This is a genomic window from Nocardia sp. 852002-51101_SCH5132738 (assembly GCF_001665695.1).
Taxonomy (GTDB): domain Bacteria; phylum Actinomycetota; class Actinomycetes; order Mycobacteriales; family Mycobacteriaceae; genus Nocardia; species Nocardia nova.
Genome location: NZ_LZML01000114.1, coordinates 1 through 15,023 on the forward strand (window position 1 = coordinate 1; position 15,023 = coordinate 15,023).

Annotated in this window: 13 protein-coding genes and 1 pseudogene; 11 read left to right on the forward strand and 3 right to left on the reverse strand. The window is 68.8% G+C overall.

Annotated elements, in window-relative coordinates; translation table 11 throughout:
• Together A5789_RS16840 and A5789_RS16845 are read left to right on the forward strand one after the other, a co-directional pair.
• Positions 1 to 4,130: non-ribosomal peptide synthetase (locus tag A5789_RS16840; protein ID WP_156773014.1), on the forward strand; the 4,130-nt coding region annotated here is incomplete at its 5' end.
• Positions 4,131 to 4,631: 501 nt separating this feature from the next.
• Complete coding sequence (locus A5789_RS16845) at positions 4,632 to 6,362, forward strand: FAD-dependent oxidoreductase (RefSeq protein ID WP_064904348.1); 1,731 nt, start codon at positions 4,632 to 4,634, stop codon at positions 6,360 to 6,362.
• Between the two features lie 25 nt (positions 6,363 to 6,387).
• On the opposite strand, the pseudogene A5789_RS16850 reads toward A5789_RS16845, so the two are convergent.
• Positions 6,388 to 6,651: pseudogene (locus A5789_RS16850) on the reverse strand (hypothetical protein); the annotation flags it as partial.
• 159 nt (positions 6,652 to 6,810) lie between these two features.
• Here A5789_RS16850 and A5789_RS16855 point away from each other — a divergent pair.
• The 4 genes from A5789_RS16855 to A5789_RS16870 all read left to right on the forward strand — a co-directional run bounded on the left by A5789_RS16855 (position 6,811) and on the right by A5789_RS16870 (position 9,082).
• Entirely contained in the window at positions 6,811 to 7,512 is a 702-nt protein-coding gene (locus A5789_RS16855; protein WP_082940768.1) for a type 1 glutamine amidotransferase domain-containing protein, read from the forward strand.
• Positions 7,509 to 7,859, forward strand: coding sequence for a UBP-type zinc finger domain-containing protein (locus A5789_RS16860; RefSeq protein ID WP_063016149.1), 351 nt, complete (start codon positions 7,509 to 7,511; stop codon positions 7,857 to 7,859). The genes A5789_RS16855 and A5789_RS16860 overlap by 4 nt, the downstream gene beginning before the upstream one ends.
• Positions 7,860 to 7,979: 120 nt before the next feature.
• Complete coding sequence (locus A5789_RS16865; RefSeq protein WP_063016147.1) at positions 7,980 to 8,534, forward strand: flavodoxin domain-containing protein; 555 nt, start codon at positions 7,980 to 7,982, stop codon at positions 8,532 to 8,534.
• Positions 8,535 to 8,569: 35 nt separating this feature from the next.
• Entirely contained in the window at positions 8,570 to 9,082 is a 513-nt protein-coding gene (locus A5789_RS16870; protein WP_063016145.1) for a flavodoxin domain-containing protein, read from the forward strand.
• Between the two features lie 31 nt (positions 9,083 to 9,113).
• Here A5789_RS16870 and A5789_RS16875 read toward each other — a convergent pair whose 3' ends face one another.
• Positions 9,114 to 9,575: a cupin domain-containing protein gene (locus A5789_RS16875; protein WP_063016143.1), complete on the reverse strand. Its 462-nt coding sequence runs from the start codon at positions 9,573 to 9,575 to the stop codon at positions 9,114 to 9,116.
• Positions 9,576 to 9,651: 76 nt separating this feature from the next.
• On the opposite strand from A5789_RS16875, the gene A5789_RS16880 reads away from it, so the two are divergent.
• Complete coding sequence (locus tag A5789_RS16880) at positions 9,652 to 10,230, forward strand: TetR/AcrR family transcriptional regulator (RefSeq protein ID WP_064904380.1); 579 nt, start codon at positions 9,652 to 9,654, stop codon at positions 10,228 to 10,230.
• Between the two features lie 10 nt (positions 10,231 to 10,240).
• Here A5789_RS16880 and A5789_RS16885 read toward each other — a convergent pair whose 3' ends face one another.
• On the reverse strand, positions 10,241 to 11,143 hold the full coding sequence (locus A5789_RS16885) for a LysR family transcriptional regulator (protein ID WP_064904351.1): 903 nt from the start codon (positions 11,141 to 11,143) through the stop codon (positions 10,241 to 10,243).
• 79 nt (positions 11,144 to 11,222) lie between these two features.
• Here A5789_RS16885 and A5789_RS16890 point away from each other — a divergent pair, with 79 nt between their 5' ends.
• The 4 genes from A5789_RS16890 to A5789_RS16905 all read left to right on the forward strand — a co-directional run bounded on the left by A5789_RS16890 (position 11,223) and on the right by A5789_RS16905 (position 15,017).
• Complete coding sequence (locus tag A5789_RS16890) at positions 11,223 to 11,879, forward strand: SDR family oxidoreductase (protein WP_064904352.1); 657 nt, start codon at positions 11,223 to 11,225, stop codon at positions 11,877 to 11,879.
• Entirely contained in the window at positions 11,876 to 12,433 is a 558-nt protein-coding gene (locus tag A5789_RS16895) for an ester cyclase (protein ID WP_064904354.1), read from the forward strand. The genes A5789_RS16890 and A5789_RS16895 overlap by 4 nt, the downstream gene beginning before the upstream one ends.
• A gap of 169 nt (positions 12,434 to 12,602) precedes the next feature.
• On the forward strand, positions 12,603 to 13,829 hold the full coding sequence (locus A5789_RS16900) for a cytochrome P450 (protein ID WP_064904356.1): 1,227 nt from the start codon (positions 12,603 to 12,605) through the stop codon (positions 13,827 to 13,829).
• Between the two features lie 48 nt (positions 13,830 to 13,877).
• Positions 13,878 to 15,017 (forward strand): phosphotransferase family protein, encoded by a 1,140-nt coding sequence (locus A5789_RS16905; protein ID WP_064904358.1) that lies wholly within the window; start codon positions 13,878 to 13,880, stop codon positions 15,015 to 15,017.
• The last annotated feature ends 6 nt before the right edge of the window (positions 15,018 to 15,023 follow it).

Below are 15,023 nucleotides of genomic sequence, written 5' to 3' on the forward strand. Positions count from 1 at the left end.
TCGGCCTCGACACCACCATCGGCGCCGACGACAACTTCTTCGACCTCGGCGGCAACAGCCTCGTCGCCACCCGCGCCGCCGCCCGCATCGGCGCCGCCCTCGACACCCGCGTCCCCGTGTCGATGATCTTCGACGCGCCCACCGTCGCCAAACTCGCCGCCCGCGCCGAATCCCACGCCGACACCCGCCGCATCGCCCTCACCGAACAACCACGCCCACAACACATCCCACTGTCCTACGCACAACAGCGGATGTGGTTCCTCAACCGCTTCGAACCCGACACCCCCGCCTACAGCATCCCCATCGTCATCCGGCTCACCGGCCGCCTCGACACCCACGCCCTGCACACCGCCATCGGCGACGTCATCACCCGCCACGAAGTACTGCGCACCATCTACCCGGCCGTCGACGGCGAACCCACCCAGAAAATCCTCCCGGCCACCGAAGCCGTCCCACCCCTCACCATCACCCGCATCCCCGAAACCGAACTCCCACACACCCTCTCGGCGCTACTGGCCACCGTCTTCGACGTCACCACCACCGTGCCGCTGCGCATCCGGCTCTACGAGATCGCCGACGACACCTGGACCCTCGCCCTCGTCGTCCACCACATCGCCGGCGACGGATCCTCCCTCGCACCACTGGCCCGCGACCTCACCCTCGCCTACACCGCACGACTCGACGGCGACGCCCCCGCCTGGCCGCCGCTGCCCGTCCAATACGCCGACTACGCCCTCTGGCAACGCAGCGTCCTCGGCGGCGACGACGACCCCGACTCGCTGCTGCACGCCCAAATCGACTACTGGACAACCCAACTCGCCGACGCACCCGCACTGCTCGCCCTGCCGACCGACCGGCCGCGACCGCCCGTGCAAACCTACGCCGGCGCCACCGTCCCCCTCACCGTCGACCCCGAACTCCACGCCCGGCTGCAACACATCGCCCGCGCCCACAACACCACCCTGTTCATGGTGTTCCACGCCGCACTCGCCGCCGTCCTCGCCCGCCTCGCCGGCACCGACGACATCACCATCGGCACCCCCTACGCCGGACGCGGCGAACCCGAACTCGACGAACTCGTCGGCATGTTCGTCAACACCCTCGTCCTGCGCAGCCACCTGCGCACCGACATGACGTTCACCGACCTGCTCGACCAGGTCCGCGACACCGACCTCGCCGCCTTCGGACACGCCGACGTCCCCTTCGAACGACTCGTGCAAGAACTCAACCCCGCCCGCTCCCACGCCCACCACCCGCTGTTCCAGGTGATGCTCGCCTTCCAAAACCTCACCGGCACCGAATTCGAACTGCCCGAACTCACCCTCTCCGCCGTCGAAGCCGACATCGACACCTCACTGTTCGACCTGCAGATCACCGTCTCCGACAGCTACGACGACCACGGCGGCCCCGCCGGCATCACCGGCGGCATCACCTACGCCCGCGACCTGTTCGACCCCGACACCGTCACCGGCATCGCCGCCCGCCTCGACCGGCTGCTGCGCGCCCTCGTCGCCGACCCCACCGGCCTCGTCTACGACGTCGACCTGCTCGACGCCGACGAACACCACAACGTCGTCGACCGCTGGAACACCACCCACCACACCCTGCCCACCGACGAAACACTGACCTCCATGTTCGCCGACGCGGTACCGGCATACCGCGACCGCACCGCCGTCACCTACGGCGACCTGTCGCTGACCTACGCGCAGTTCTCCGCCCGCGTCAACCGGCTCGCCCGCTGGCTCATCACCCGCGGCGTCGGCCCGGAAAAGCTGGTCGCCGTGCGGATGCGCCGCTCGCTCGACCAGGTCACCGCCCTCTACGCCGTGCTCGCCGCCGGCGGCGGCTACGTCCCCGTCGACCCCGACCTGCCCGCCGACCGCATCGACTACATGCTGGCCACCGCCACACCCGTCGTGGTCCTGTCCACCCTCGACGACATCGACCTGTCCGCATTCGACGACACACCCGTCGCCGACCACGACCGCCACGCCCCACTGCGAGCGACCAATGTCGCCTACGTGCTGTTCACCTCCGGATCGACCGGCCGCCCCAAAGGCGTCGCCGTCCCGCACGGCGCCGCCGTCAACCAGATCCGCTGGCTCAGCGACGAATACGGCCTCGACGCGGACGATGTGGTCCTGCAGAAGACACTGGCCACCTTCGACGTCTCGGTGTGGGAACTGTTCGCCACCCTGGGCGTGGGCGCCCACCTCGTCATCGCCCGCTCCGACGGCCACACCGACCCCGCCTACCTCGCCGAAACCATTGCCGCACAACAGATCACGATCACATCGTTCGTGCCGTCCATGCTCGCCGTCTTCGCCGAAGCCGCACCCGTCCGCACCCTGACCTCGCTGCGCGCACTGCTCATCGGGGGAGAGGCATTCGGGTCCGACACCCTAGCCGCCGTCCGGCGCGTGCTGCCCGACGTCGAACTGCACAACCTGTACGGGCCCACCGAATTCACCGTGCACGTCACCTCCCACCACGTCACCGACACCGACCAGGGCAGCGTGCCGATGGGCATGCCCGTCTGGAACGCGCGCGCCTACGTCCTCGACGCCCGGCTCAACCCGGTACCGCCCGGCGTGGCGGGGGAGCTGTACCTCGCCGGCACCCAGATCGCGCGCGGCTACCACGCTCGCCCCGTCCTCACCGCCGAACGGTTCGTGCCCGACCCCTACAACAACGGCGGACGCATGTACCGCACCGGCGACCTCGTGCGGCGCCGCCGCCGTGACGGCGAACTGGAATACCTGGGCCGCACCGACTTCCAGGTCAAACTGCGCGGACTGCGTATCGAACTCGGCGAAATCGAAACCGTGTTCGCCGAACACCCCGGCGTCGCCCGCGCCATCGCCGTCGTCCACTCCAGCGAGATCGCCGCCCAGCTCGTCGGCTACCTGGTGCCCGCCGCCGGCGCCACCGTCGACACCGCCGCGGTCCTCGCCCACGCCGCCGCCGAGTTGCCCAACTACATGGTGCCCAGCACCCTCATGGTGCTCGACACCGTGCCGCTCACCGCCTCCGGCAAACTCGACCGCGCCCGGCTGCCCGAACCGGTGGCCGCGGTAGGGGAGTTCCGCGAACCCTCGACCTGGCTCGAAGGTGAGGTCGCGCGCGCCTTCGAACACGTCCTCGGCCTCACCCACGTCGGCGCCGACGACGACTTCTTCGCCCTCGGCGGCAACTCGCTGCGCTCGGTGCAGGTCGCCAGCGAACTCACCAAGGAACTCCATTTCGAGATCCCGCTGGGGTGGATGCTGTCGGATCCGAATCCGGCCGACCTGGCCAAGCGCATCGAAACCGGAATGAGCAACGGCCACCACGAATCCGGGCCGGCGGCATTCGGTCTGGACGTCGTGCTGCCGATCCGGACGGGCGGCAGCCGGCCACCGCTGTTCTGCATCCATCCCGCGTCGGGCCTGTCGTGGTGCTACTACACCTTCGGCGACCATCTCGCCGGCGACCGCCCGATCTACGGTCTGCAGGCGCCGCAGATCGGTGGGGAAGTGCCGGGCCCGCAAACATTCGAGGAGATCGCGCGCCGCTACTTCCAGGAGATCCGCGCCATCCAGCCGCACGGGCCCTACCATCTGCTCGGCTGGTCGCTGGGCGGGCAGATCGCACACGCCGTCGCCGCCGAAATGCGTTCGGCCGGTGAGGAAGTCGCATTGCTGGCGCTGCTGGACGCCGAGGCCGAAGGGATCGACGCCACGGAGGTCACCGAGGCCACGCCAGGGGAGCTGATCAGCAATCTCGGTCCGGTCATGGGCATCGACGTCGTCGGCGCCGACGCGACCGCGGAAGAGGCCGCCGAACTGATCCGGCAGCAGCTGGGGGACAGCTTCGCCATCGACGCCGCGACCATCGAACGCATGACCGACGCCTACAACCTGTCCATCCGCGCCGCGAGCGCCTGGCGGCCACCGGTCATCGATGCCGACATGCTGTATTTCACCGCCACGAAGGACCGGCGTGACGACGCCGCGGGCCACGAGGGTTGGGCCCGGTTCGTCACCGGTCAGATCTCCAACGTCGACATCGCGGCCGAGCATCTGGCGATGACCGAACCCGGGGTGGTCGCCGAGATCGCGAAGATCCTCAATCGTCGGCTGGATCGGTGAGGGGATCGGGCCAGACCGGCGTTACTTGACATAATGTAGATTATCGGCGCAATGGAACGGGTGCCGGAGGCTGCATTTACCCTTGCGTGTCAGCATGTTTCGGCATCCGTCTCCCACGCCTCGGCCGCGCTGCTCGGCTGTCCCGCATGCTGTCGACATTCGCGTTCGGCGCCGCCGTCTCGCGTAAATCTGCCGAATCCCTCCTGATGAACTTTTTCGCCGCCGGTCCAATTTGCCGGAAAATTTACTGGCGCGTCCATCGGGTCGATCCCGCTCCTATCGGCCACTTCCCCGGCGTCCCGGATTCCCGGCGCGAAACGTCACAGTGACGGAATGAGGGTGCTTGGGCCGGGTCTGCCGCCGACGGATCCGATACACATCACCGCGCGCCTCCCGCACGTCTTGTGATTCGAAGGCAGTGCGCACCGCCCGGTTTGGTACCCGCCACGAGACCGTCGCGGCCGCGGTGGTGACTTGTTAGCGTCCTCGGTAGGAGGTGTCATGAAGGCAGCGCGGCCTTTCGATGTCGATGTGGTGATCGTCGGATCCGGATTCGGCGGCAGTGTGACGGCATTGCGATTGGTGGAGAAGGGATATTCGGTCGCGGTACTCGAGGCCGGGCGACGCTACGAAGACGCCGACTTCGCCACCACGAGCTGGGATCTGCGGCGATATCTGTGGGCGCCGGCACTGGGCTGCTACGGCATCCAGCGAATCCACCGGCTGCGCGACTGCTTCATCCTCGCCGGCGCCGGAGTCGGCGGCGGCTCGCTCAACTACGCCAACACCCTCTACAAACCGGGACCCGCGTTCTTCGAGGACCGGCAGTGGGCCGAGATCACCGACTGGGACGCCGAACTCACCCCGCACTACGACCAGGCTCGGCGCATGCTCGGTGTCGTGGAGAATCCGCACACCACCCCGGCCGATGAGATCATCCGCTCGGTGGCCGAGGATATGGGCGTCGCCGATACTTACGTCCCGACGCCGGTCGGCGTGTACTTCGGCGAGCCCGGAGTCGTGAGCGCAGACCCCTATTTCGGTGGCGTCGGACCGGAGCGCACGGGGTGTATCGAATGCGGCGAGTGCATGACCGGTTGCCGGCACGGCGCGAAGAACACGCTGGTCAAGAACTATCTCGGTTTGGCCGAAAGCGCTGGGGCGCAAATACATCCGATGACGACGGTGACCGCGCTGCGACCGCAGGACGACGGCAGCTGGCGCGTCGAGACGCGCCGGACGGGCCGATTGCGGGGTGGCAAGCGCAGCTTCTCGGCGCGGTACGTGGTGCTGGCGGCGGGGACCTGGGGTACGCAGCGGTTGCTGTTCCGGATGCGTGATACGGGGGTGCTGCCGGCGCTCTCGCCGCAGCTGGGCGTGCTGACCCGCACGAATTCGGAGGCGATTCTGGGCGCGGGCCGCACCCGGGTGCACACCGGCCTGGATCTGACGGCGGGTGTGGCGATCACCTCGTCGTTCCATCCGACCGCCGATACCCATATCGAGCCGGTGCGCTACGGCAAGGGCTCGAACACGATGGGGTTGTTGCAGACCTATCTGGTCGACGGCGGGAAGGCCGTGCCGCGGTGGGTGCGGGTGCTGGCGATCGCGGCCACCCATCCGGTGCGGACGGTGCGGTTGCTGCGGACGCGGCGCTGGAGTGAGCGGACGTTGATTCTGCTGGTGATGCAGAGTCTGGACAATTCGATCACCACGTTCACCCGGCGCGGGCTGTTCGGTCGCCGCTACACCAGCAGACAGGGCTACGGCGAGCCGAATCCGTCGTGGATTCCGGCCGGGCACGAGGTGACGCGGCGGGTGGCCGGCAAACTCGGCGCCACGGCGGGCAGTACCTGGCCGGATATTTTCGGTGTGCCGATGACGGCGCATTTCATCGGTGGGTGCGTGATCGGCGGCGACCGCGAGCACGGTGTGATCGATCCGTATCACCGTGTGCACGGTTATCCGACGTTGAGCATCGTGGACGGGTCGGCGATTTCGGCGAATCTCGGTGTGAATCCTTCGTTGACGATCGCCGCTCAGGCCGAGCGGGCGGCGTCGATGTGGCCGAACAAGAACGAGCGGGATTCGCGTCCGCCGATGGATCTGCCCTACCGGCGCATCGATCCGGTCCCGCCGGTGGCGCCGGTGGTACCGCCCTCCTCCCCTGCCGCGTTGCGGCTGCCGATCGTGGAGGTCCGTCACACGGCCGCGGATGGCCGCCCAGCTTGAACCGGCGCGGCCGAGGTTCTGGGCGTCAACGTGTGAGGCGCCCCAACAGTGCTGAGGCACAGGCGATTCCGAGGAGGGCGGCCAGGACGAGGACGCCGAAGTCGGTCCACAGGTCGGCGGTGCCGCCGACGAGCAGGCCGCGCAGGGCGTCGACCTCGTAGCTGAGCGGGTTGACGTGGCTGACGGCGTCGCCGTCCCAGATCAGTTGGATGCCGTAGAAGATCGCGATGAACAGCGCCGATTGGGCGATGATGCCCGGTGCGAGGAAGTCCAGGTAGGGCATGTCGCCGTATTTTCCTGTGAGTCTCCCCCGGGTTCCGGGGCGGCTCCGGCGATCACTCCTGTGTTACGTTGTGATCGACATCACGCGGCCGGCGGTGTTCCCGGATTGGACGCCAGTGATCTCGGACGGCCGGTCGCCCATCGCACGGACCGGAAGGAGATCGCTGTGGCCACCGACCGGATTCTGGTCATCGTCACCAATGCCGGAGAGTACGAGAAGGTCGGCTATCGCACCGGGCTGTGGCTCGGCGAGCTGACCCATTTCTACGACTATGTCACCGAACGGGGCTATACCGTCGACATCGCCAGTCCCGCAGGCGGATTCGTGCCCATCGACCCGGAGAGCCTGGCGCACGACGTCCTGGCCGACCTCGGCACCGACCGCCGTTACCGCGACCGGGAATTCATGGATCTGCTCGACCGTACGCGCAGCATCGGCGAGGTCGAGGTCGAGGATTACGACGCGATCTACTTCACCGGCGGGCACGGGGTCATGTTCGACTTCGGCGGCGACGATCTCGGCGCGCTGACCGCGGCGTTCCACGACAGCGGCCGTGTGGTGTCGGCGGTGTGCCACGGGCCGGTCGGTTTGCTGAACGTCCCGCTGGAAAGCGGGGCCGCGCTGATCGCCGGGCGGCGGGTGACCGGGTTCTCGTGGCCGGAGGAGGAAGCCGCCCAACGTGCGGACGCGGTACCGTTCAACCTTCAGGACGAACTCGTGAAAGTGGGCGCCGACTACAGCATGGCCGACGAGCCGTTCGGGGTTCACGTCGTGACGGACGGGCGGCTGATCACCGGTCAGAATCCCGCCAGTGCCCGCGGCGTGGCCGAAGCTGTGGTCGCGGCCCTGAGAGGAGATCAGCGGTGAGCGATTCCGGCAGCGATATCGATGTCGAGGTGCCCGCCAGCGGGACCGGTTGCGCGGAGTGTGTGGCCGCCGGCGGCTGGTGGGTGCATCTGCGTCGGTGCGCGCGCTGCGGGCACGTGGGTTGCTGCGACACCTCCCCCGCCCAGCACGCCACCGCCCACTTCCGCAGCACCGGCCATCCGATCATCCAGAGCTTCGAACCGGGTGAGGACTGGTTCTACGACTACCGCGACGGTGCGGTCGGTGAGGGTCCGCAATTGGCGCCGCCGACCAGCCGTCCGGAGACGCAGCCGGTGCCGGGGCCGGCGGGGAAGGTGCCCGCCGACTGGCAGGACCATATCCACTGACGCAGGCGCGGCGCCGGGCCCCGGTGGTGTGGCGAGGCCGCCCACTGGGGACGTTCGTCCTCATCGCATGAGGTACGCCGCCTCTGGGAGGGGTCGCGCGCCGGGGTGCAGGCTCGACGTATGACTCACGAAACTGTTCGCATCGCAGTCGTTTTCGCCACCGCGCAGGGCTCGACCCGTGAGATCGCCGACTATATCGGGGCGGCGCTGGCCAACCGCGGAGCGGATGTGGAGGTCGCCGATGTGGCGCATGCGCCCGAGTTGTCGCGGTTCGACGCGGTGATCCTCGGCAGTGCCGTGCACAACATGGATGTGCTTCCCGAGATGTCGGGGTTCGTTCGGAGTCATCGCTACGAGCTGGCCGCGACGAATGTGTGGCTGTTCACCGTGGGGCTCGGACCGGCGCTGCGGGGGCCGCTCGGGCGGCGGATGGGCAGAATCGTGCCGCCGAAGATCGCCGCGTTGCGCGATTCGATCCATCCGGTCGGCTACCGCGCCTTCGCGGGCCATTTCGAGAACGTGGGGGTGTCGTTGAAGGCGCGGATCATTTACCGCCTGCTCGGCGGGGGTCGCTTCGGTGACCTGCGCGACTGGCCCGCGATCGGCGAATGGACGGCCACGATCGGCCGGATCCTGCTTCTGCCCCAGCCCGCCGCGAATATCGCCTATCCGTAGTCCGCCCCTTGCGGCCGGTGAGAGGAAGGTGCGCCGTGACATCGGAACCTGTTCTCGTGGCGTACGGCTCCACACGGGGCGGTACTGCCGAAATGGCGGAGTGGATCGGCGAGTCGCTGCGCTCGGCCGGTGTCGACGCCGAGGTCCGCAATGCGCGTGAAGTCCGCTCCCTCGACGGCTATGGGGCGGTGGTCCTCGGCGGTGCGCTCTACACCGGTCGCTGGCATCGTCACGCCCGCCGCTTCGCCCGTCGTTTCGCGCGGCAGATGCGCATGCGGCCGGTCTGGCTCTTCGCCAGTGGGCCGCTGGACGACTCGCTCACCTCCGGCGGTCCCGAAAAGGTGCCGGGGGTCAAAGCCGTCGAGCGAGCCGCCCGTCGCGTGAATGCCCGGGATTACACGATTTTCGGTGGCCGCCTGCAGGCCGATGCCCACGGTTTCCCGGCCGCGGCGATGGCCAAGACGATGGCGGGCGATTTCCGTGACCCCCAGCATGTGCGCGAGTGGGCGAGTGGTCTGGCCGCCGAGCTCGTTCCGGGCCCGCGTTGATCGCTGCGCCGGGCCCGTATCGGGCTGTCGTTCAGGACTCCTCGTAGCGGATGCTGTGGGCCGCGGCGATGGGGTTGATCTTGCGTGGGTCGAGCGCGCCGTCGGTGAGCACGGTGGGTCCCGCGTCGAACAGATCTTCCAGATAGCATTCCCATCCGCCCGGTGACGATATCTGGATCACTGTGGGCGGCGGGTTCGAGACCGCGCGCAGGGCGTGCGGGATGCCGTGCGGCAGCAGGACGAACGTTCCGGCGGGCGCGACGTACGACCGGTCGTCGAAGTCGACGCCGAGTTCACCGCTGAGCACATAGATGGCTTCGTCGGCCACCTCGTGGGTGTGTCGCGGGATGTCGCGGGCCAGGGTCACCTCGAGCAAGGAGAACCGGCCCTCGGTGTCGGCGGTGGTGGCCTTGACCGCGAAGGCGGGCGGCATCGGAATCCGGCCCGGGCGTACCTGGCCCGGGGCCAGTCGGAGAAATCTGTTGTGCGGCATCGTGTGCTACCCTTCCGGCGACAAAACGGAATCGGAATCCGCTTCCGTCTAGATGGTAGCCGGAAAGGACGCACGGATGTCAACGCCCGCGACGCCACGAAGGACGCGCGCCGACGCGGCACGCAACCGCGACCGCCTCCTCGAGGCTGCTCGGGAATTGTTCGCCGAGAAGGGCTCTCAGGTGCAGTTGCCCGACGTGGCGCGCGCGGCGGGTGTCGGGGTCGGCACGGTCTATCGCCACTTCCCCACCCTCGCGGAACTGGTCGACGCGGCCGCCGAACAGCGCTTCGCGCAGATCGAGAACTACGCGCGCACAGAATGTCTCACGCATGCCGGTGCCGGCGAGGGGCTGCGACGCTATCTGATGCATGTCGGTGAGCTGCTCAGCGCCGATCGCGGCCTGTCCGCAGCCGTCGAAGCCGCCCGCCGCTCGCCCGGTAGCGAGCCGCGCGGAATGTCTCGCGCCCGGCTGGAAGCCGTTGTCGGCGAGATCATCGCGGGCGATCGCGAGGCCGGTGCGCTGCGGCAGGACTGCACCGCCGCGGACGCCTACCTGCTCGTCGGTGCGATCTCGGCGACGATCCGCACGGGCAGCGGGGACTGGCGGCGCCTGCTCGACCTGATGCTCGACGGCCTACGGCCGCGTACGTCGTAGCCGTCGCGGATCAGCCGAGTTGTCGTGCGGCCGAGGGGTTCACGGGGACACCGAGGTCGACGAGGTCGGCGGCGAAGCGGCGCAGCAGTGGATCGGCGGGGGTGGCGAGCAGGCAGACGAGATCGCGGGACACGCTGGGGTGCAAGCGTTTCAGGGTCGCGGGCAGGCCGGGGCCCAGAGCAGTGACGGGGACCAGGGCGATGCCGAGTCCGGCCGCGGCCAGTTGTGCCGCGGTGCCGGCCTGCCGGGTGCGCATGACCGGGCTGAGGGTGACGCCGTGGACCGCGGCTCGGGCGTCGAGCCAGCCGGCGAGGCCGTTGTCGGGGTGGTAGTGCACCACCGGTTGGTCGTGGAGGTCGTCGAAGCCGAGCCGATCCTGCCGGGCCAGGGCGTGGTCGGCGGGGAGGACCGCCACGATCTCCTCGGTGCCGACGAGTTCGGATGCGCCGGTCCAGCGAGTCGGCCGCGGCCCCAAAGCCAGGTCGGCCGTTCCGGATTCGAGGTGGCGGACGAGGTCGTCGGCGCTGGTGGCCTCGGTGAGCGTCACGTGCACCGCGGGGTGGCGACGCAACCAGGTACGCAGTACGGGAGCGAGCAGACTCGCGGTCAGGCTCTCCGCACAGGCCAGTCGCAACAGACCGCCTTCGCCCCGGGCCGCGGCCCGCCCGCCGTCGATGACGCGAGCGGCCGCGGTCAACGCCGCACGGGCGTCGGCCTCGATAGCGCGGCCGATGGCGGTGGCGCGCACCCCGCGCGGGAGCCGTTGCAGCACCGGTGCCCCGATCTCGCGTTCGAGCGCCGCCAACTGGTGCGACAGCGCGGGCTGTGACATGTGCAGTGCGGTGGCGGCGTCGGTGATCGAGCCGGCGTCGAGCACGGCGATGAGGCATTCCAGTGCCCGCAGCGTTGGCATTCGTACATCCTATGGCAGCGATCGAAAACATTCATTCGGCGAAGGGATTATCCGGCGCTGTCGCGCTGCTGAACCGGGCATGACAACGCTGCAAGACAAGAAGATGGTCATCGTCGGCGCCGGATCGGGCATCGGCCGTGGTCTAGCCGCCGACGCCGAAGCGCAAGGGGCGCAGGTGATTTCGGTGGGCCGGCCCGAACTGGACCTGGCCGACGAGGCGACCGTGCGTGCCGTGGCCGAACGTATCGGCGAGGTGGACTACCTGGTGTCACTGGCCGCCGACCACGCCAACGGTCCGGTCACCACACTCGGCCACGATGCGGTGCGCCGCGCCTTCGACGCCAAGGTGATCGGGCCGATCCTGCTCGCCAAACACTTCGCTCCGCGATTCCGCGCCGGGGGTGCGATGCTGCTGTTCTCCGGTGTCGCGGCGTGGCGACCGTCCCCGGGACGGTCGGTCATGGCCACCACCAACGCCGCGGCCGCCGCTCTGGCCGAGGCGCTGGCGGTCGAGTTGGCGCCGGTGCGCGTCACCGCGATCTCCCCCGGCATCGTCGACTCGGGTGTGTGGGACGGCCCCGGCAAGGAGGAGTTCTTCCGGACCGTCGCCGATCGCAATCCGGCTCGCCGGATCGGGACACCGGCCGACATCTCCGCCGCGGCACTGCTGGCGCTGACCAATCCCTTCCTCACCGGCACCACCCTGCATGTCGACGGCGGCGGGAGACTGGCATGAGGATCGCGCTGTTCGTCTGCGCCGCACTGCTTCTGGGTGCCTGCTCGGCGCAGCCGCCGCACCCGGCCGACCCCGTCGACCGTTCCGGCGACCTGGTCGTACCGCGAGCCGTGCACATCGACGGCGGGCTCGGCGCCGACCGGGCCGCACGCGAAGTTCGTGCGGCACAACGGCTCTACACCTTCTGGAACACCGGCAACGTCGACTACCTGCGGCAGGCTGTCACACCGTCGTTCCGGGACAACACCCTGCCGCCGGGCCGGCCGCAGGGACCGGCCGGACCCGCCGCGGCGTCGAAGGCCTTCCGCGCCGCCGTCCCCGACCTCACCTGTGAGCTGTCGGATCTGTACGTCACCGGGGACACCCTCACGGCCCGGCTGGTCTTCCGCGGCCATTTCACCGGCAGCTACAACGGGGCCGGCGGTTCCGGGCAGGCCGTCGAATTCGACGCCATCGACATCCAGCACCTCGGCGACGACCACGCCCGGATCGTCGAGGATTGGCATATCGAGGACAACCTGAGGTTCCTGCGCCAGATCGGGCAGACACCGTGACCGCCGTCCCGATCGGCGGGGTGGGACCGAGCGCTCCCGATATCGCCTTACGGCCGGATTGACACCTGTAAGGTGCAGGCTGCCGGGGTCGTGCGACGACGCCCGGCAGCCGCCGACAGGCGATCTCGTGATGTGGGCAAGCGTGATGTGGGCAAGGAGGTGACACGTCGTGCACGAGGACATCGACCTCACCGACCTGGACCGGTTCACCAACGGCTTCCCACACCGGATATTCGATCGGCTGCGGCGCGAAACGCCGGTCTGGTTCCATCCGCCCACCGCGCACAGCCCCGGCGGCGACGGTTTCTGGGTGCTCAGCCGATACGCCGACATCGTCGCCGCGGCCACCGACACCACGGTATTCTCCTCCGAATCCGGCGGCGGACGCGACGGCGGCGGCACCACGCTCGAGGATATGCCGCTGGGTGTGCCGGTCGGGGCGCTGCTGAACATGATGGACGATCCCCGCCACGCGAAAATCCGTCGCCTGCTCGCCCCCAGCACCACTCCCCGAGCGCTGCGGCGGATCGAGAACGACCTGCGCCGGCGCGCGGCCGATATCGTCGACGCGGCCGTGGCGAAGGGTGACTGCGACTTCCTCACCGACGTGGCCGCGGAACTGCCGCTGCAGGCCGTCGCCGAACTGGCCGGTGTGCCGCAAGCCGATCGCCACGAATTGATGAACTGGGCGAACGTCACCCTGGACTACGACGGCCGCGAAGTCGGTGAGGTCGACGACCGTCTCGCTCGGGCGCAGGCTCGCATGTTCGCCTATGCCGCGGATCTGCTGCAGCGCAAATGCGTCGCGCCGGGTGAGGATCTGCTGTCGGTGATCACGCACGCACTCGTCGACGACGAGCCGCTGACCGATGCCGAACAACACCTGTTCCTGTCCCTCGTCGTGGCCGCGGGCAGCGAGACGACACGCAACTCCATCGCCATCGGTACGGCCGCGCTCAGCGAATCGCCGCAGCTGTGGAAACAGTTGCAGCAGGACAGGTCTCGGCTGCCGGCTGCCGTGGAGGAGATGCTGCGCTGGGCGTCCTCGACGCCCTACAACCGGCGCACGGCCACCGCGGACGTGTGGATCGGCGGCCACCGCATCGCCGCCGGTGACAAGGTCACGCTGTGGTGGGCCTCGGCCAACCGCGACGACAGTGTGTTCACCGACCCGCATCGCTTCGACATCACCAGAAACCCCAACCCGCACGTGGCGTTCGGGCGCGGCGTGCACTTCTGCCTGGGTGCGTCGCTGGCGCGGATGGAAATGCGGGTCATGTTCGACGCGCTGCTGGATCGGGTCGAAACCCTCACTCCGCGTGGGCCTGTCGAGTACGTCCGCAGCAACAAACACACCGGTATCCGGCATATGCCGGTCACGATCGGCGCCCGATGAGAGCCGCGCGGCCCGTGGGTGACCCGCCCGAGTGAAAGGAGGCAGCCAGTGGCTACCGAACCGACCGTGGAGAACGTCAGCCGGCTGCAGAGCTCGAGCCGCGACGTCACCCAGTTGCCCTCGATCCTCGCCGACTGGCTGGCCACGGTCATGCCGAACGGGCAGCGGCCCGAGATCACCGTGGTCGGCGGGATCGACGCCAACGGCATGTCCTCGGAGACGATCGTGCTCACCGCCCACTGGGACGACGACGGCGCGCCCGTGGACCGGAAATGGGTGATGCGGGTGGCGCCCACCGAGGCCGACGTCCCGGTCTTCCCGGTCTACCGCCTGGATCATCAGGCCCAGGTGATCGAGGCCGCCGGTACGAGGGCCGGCATTCCGGTCCCGCGGGTGCGGTTTCTGGAGAACACGGGAACGGTGCTGGGGGCGCCGTTCTTCATCATGGACTACGTCGAGGGAATCGTCCCGCCCGATGTGATGCCGTATACGTTCGGCGGCAACTGGTTCTACGACGCGGCCCCCGAACAGCAGCGCGAACTGCAGGACGCCACCATCGAGGTGCTCGCGAAGCTGCACTCGATTCCCGACGCGGGCAGCGCATTCGGGTTCCTTGTCGCCGACCGCGCCGGCGACACCGCGCTGGGCAGGAATCTGGCCTGGCTGCGGGCGTGGTACGAGTTCTCGGTCCCCGACATCGGGGGTTCAGCGCTGGTCGAGCGCGCCTTCGACTGGCTCGACACCCACTGGCCCGAGCAGATCGCGGCCGGTGAGACCGTGCTGTTGTGGGGTGACGCGCGGATAGGCAATGTGCTCTACCGCGACTTCCGTCCGGCCGCGGTCCTCGATTGGGAGATGACCACGGTGGGCCCCCGCGAACTCGACGTCGCGTGGTGTGTGTTCGCGCATCTGGTGTTTCAGGAGTTGAGCGGGCTGGCCGGGCTGCCGGGGTTGCCGAATGTGCTGCGCGAGAACGATGTTCGCGACACGTATCGTCGCCTCACCGGTGTCGAACTCGGTGACCTGCGGTGGTTCTACGTCTACTCGGCCGTGGTCTGGGCGTGTGTGTTCCTGCGCACCGGCGCCCGCCGGGTGCACTTCGGGGAGATGCAGCGACCCGAGGATGTGGAGTCGTTGTTCTACCACGCGGGGTTGCTGCGCCGGCTGATCGGGGAAACGGCGCAGTGAACCGCG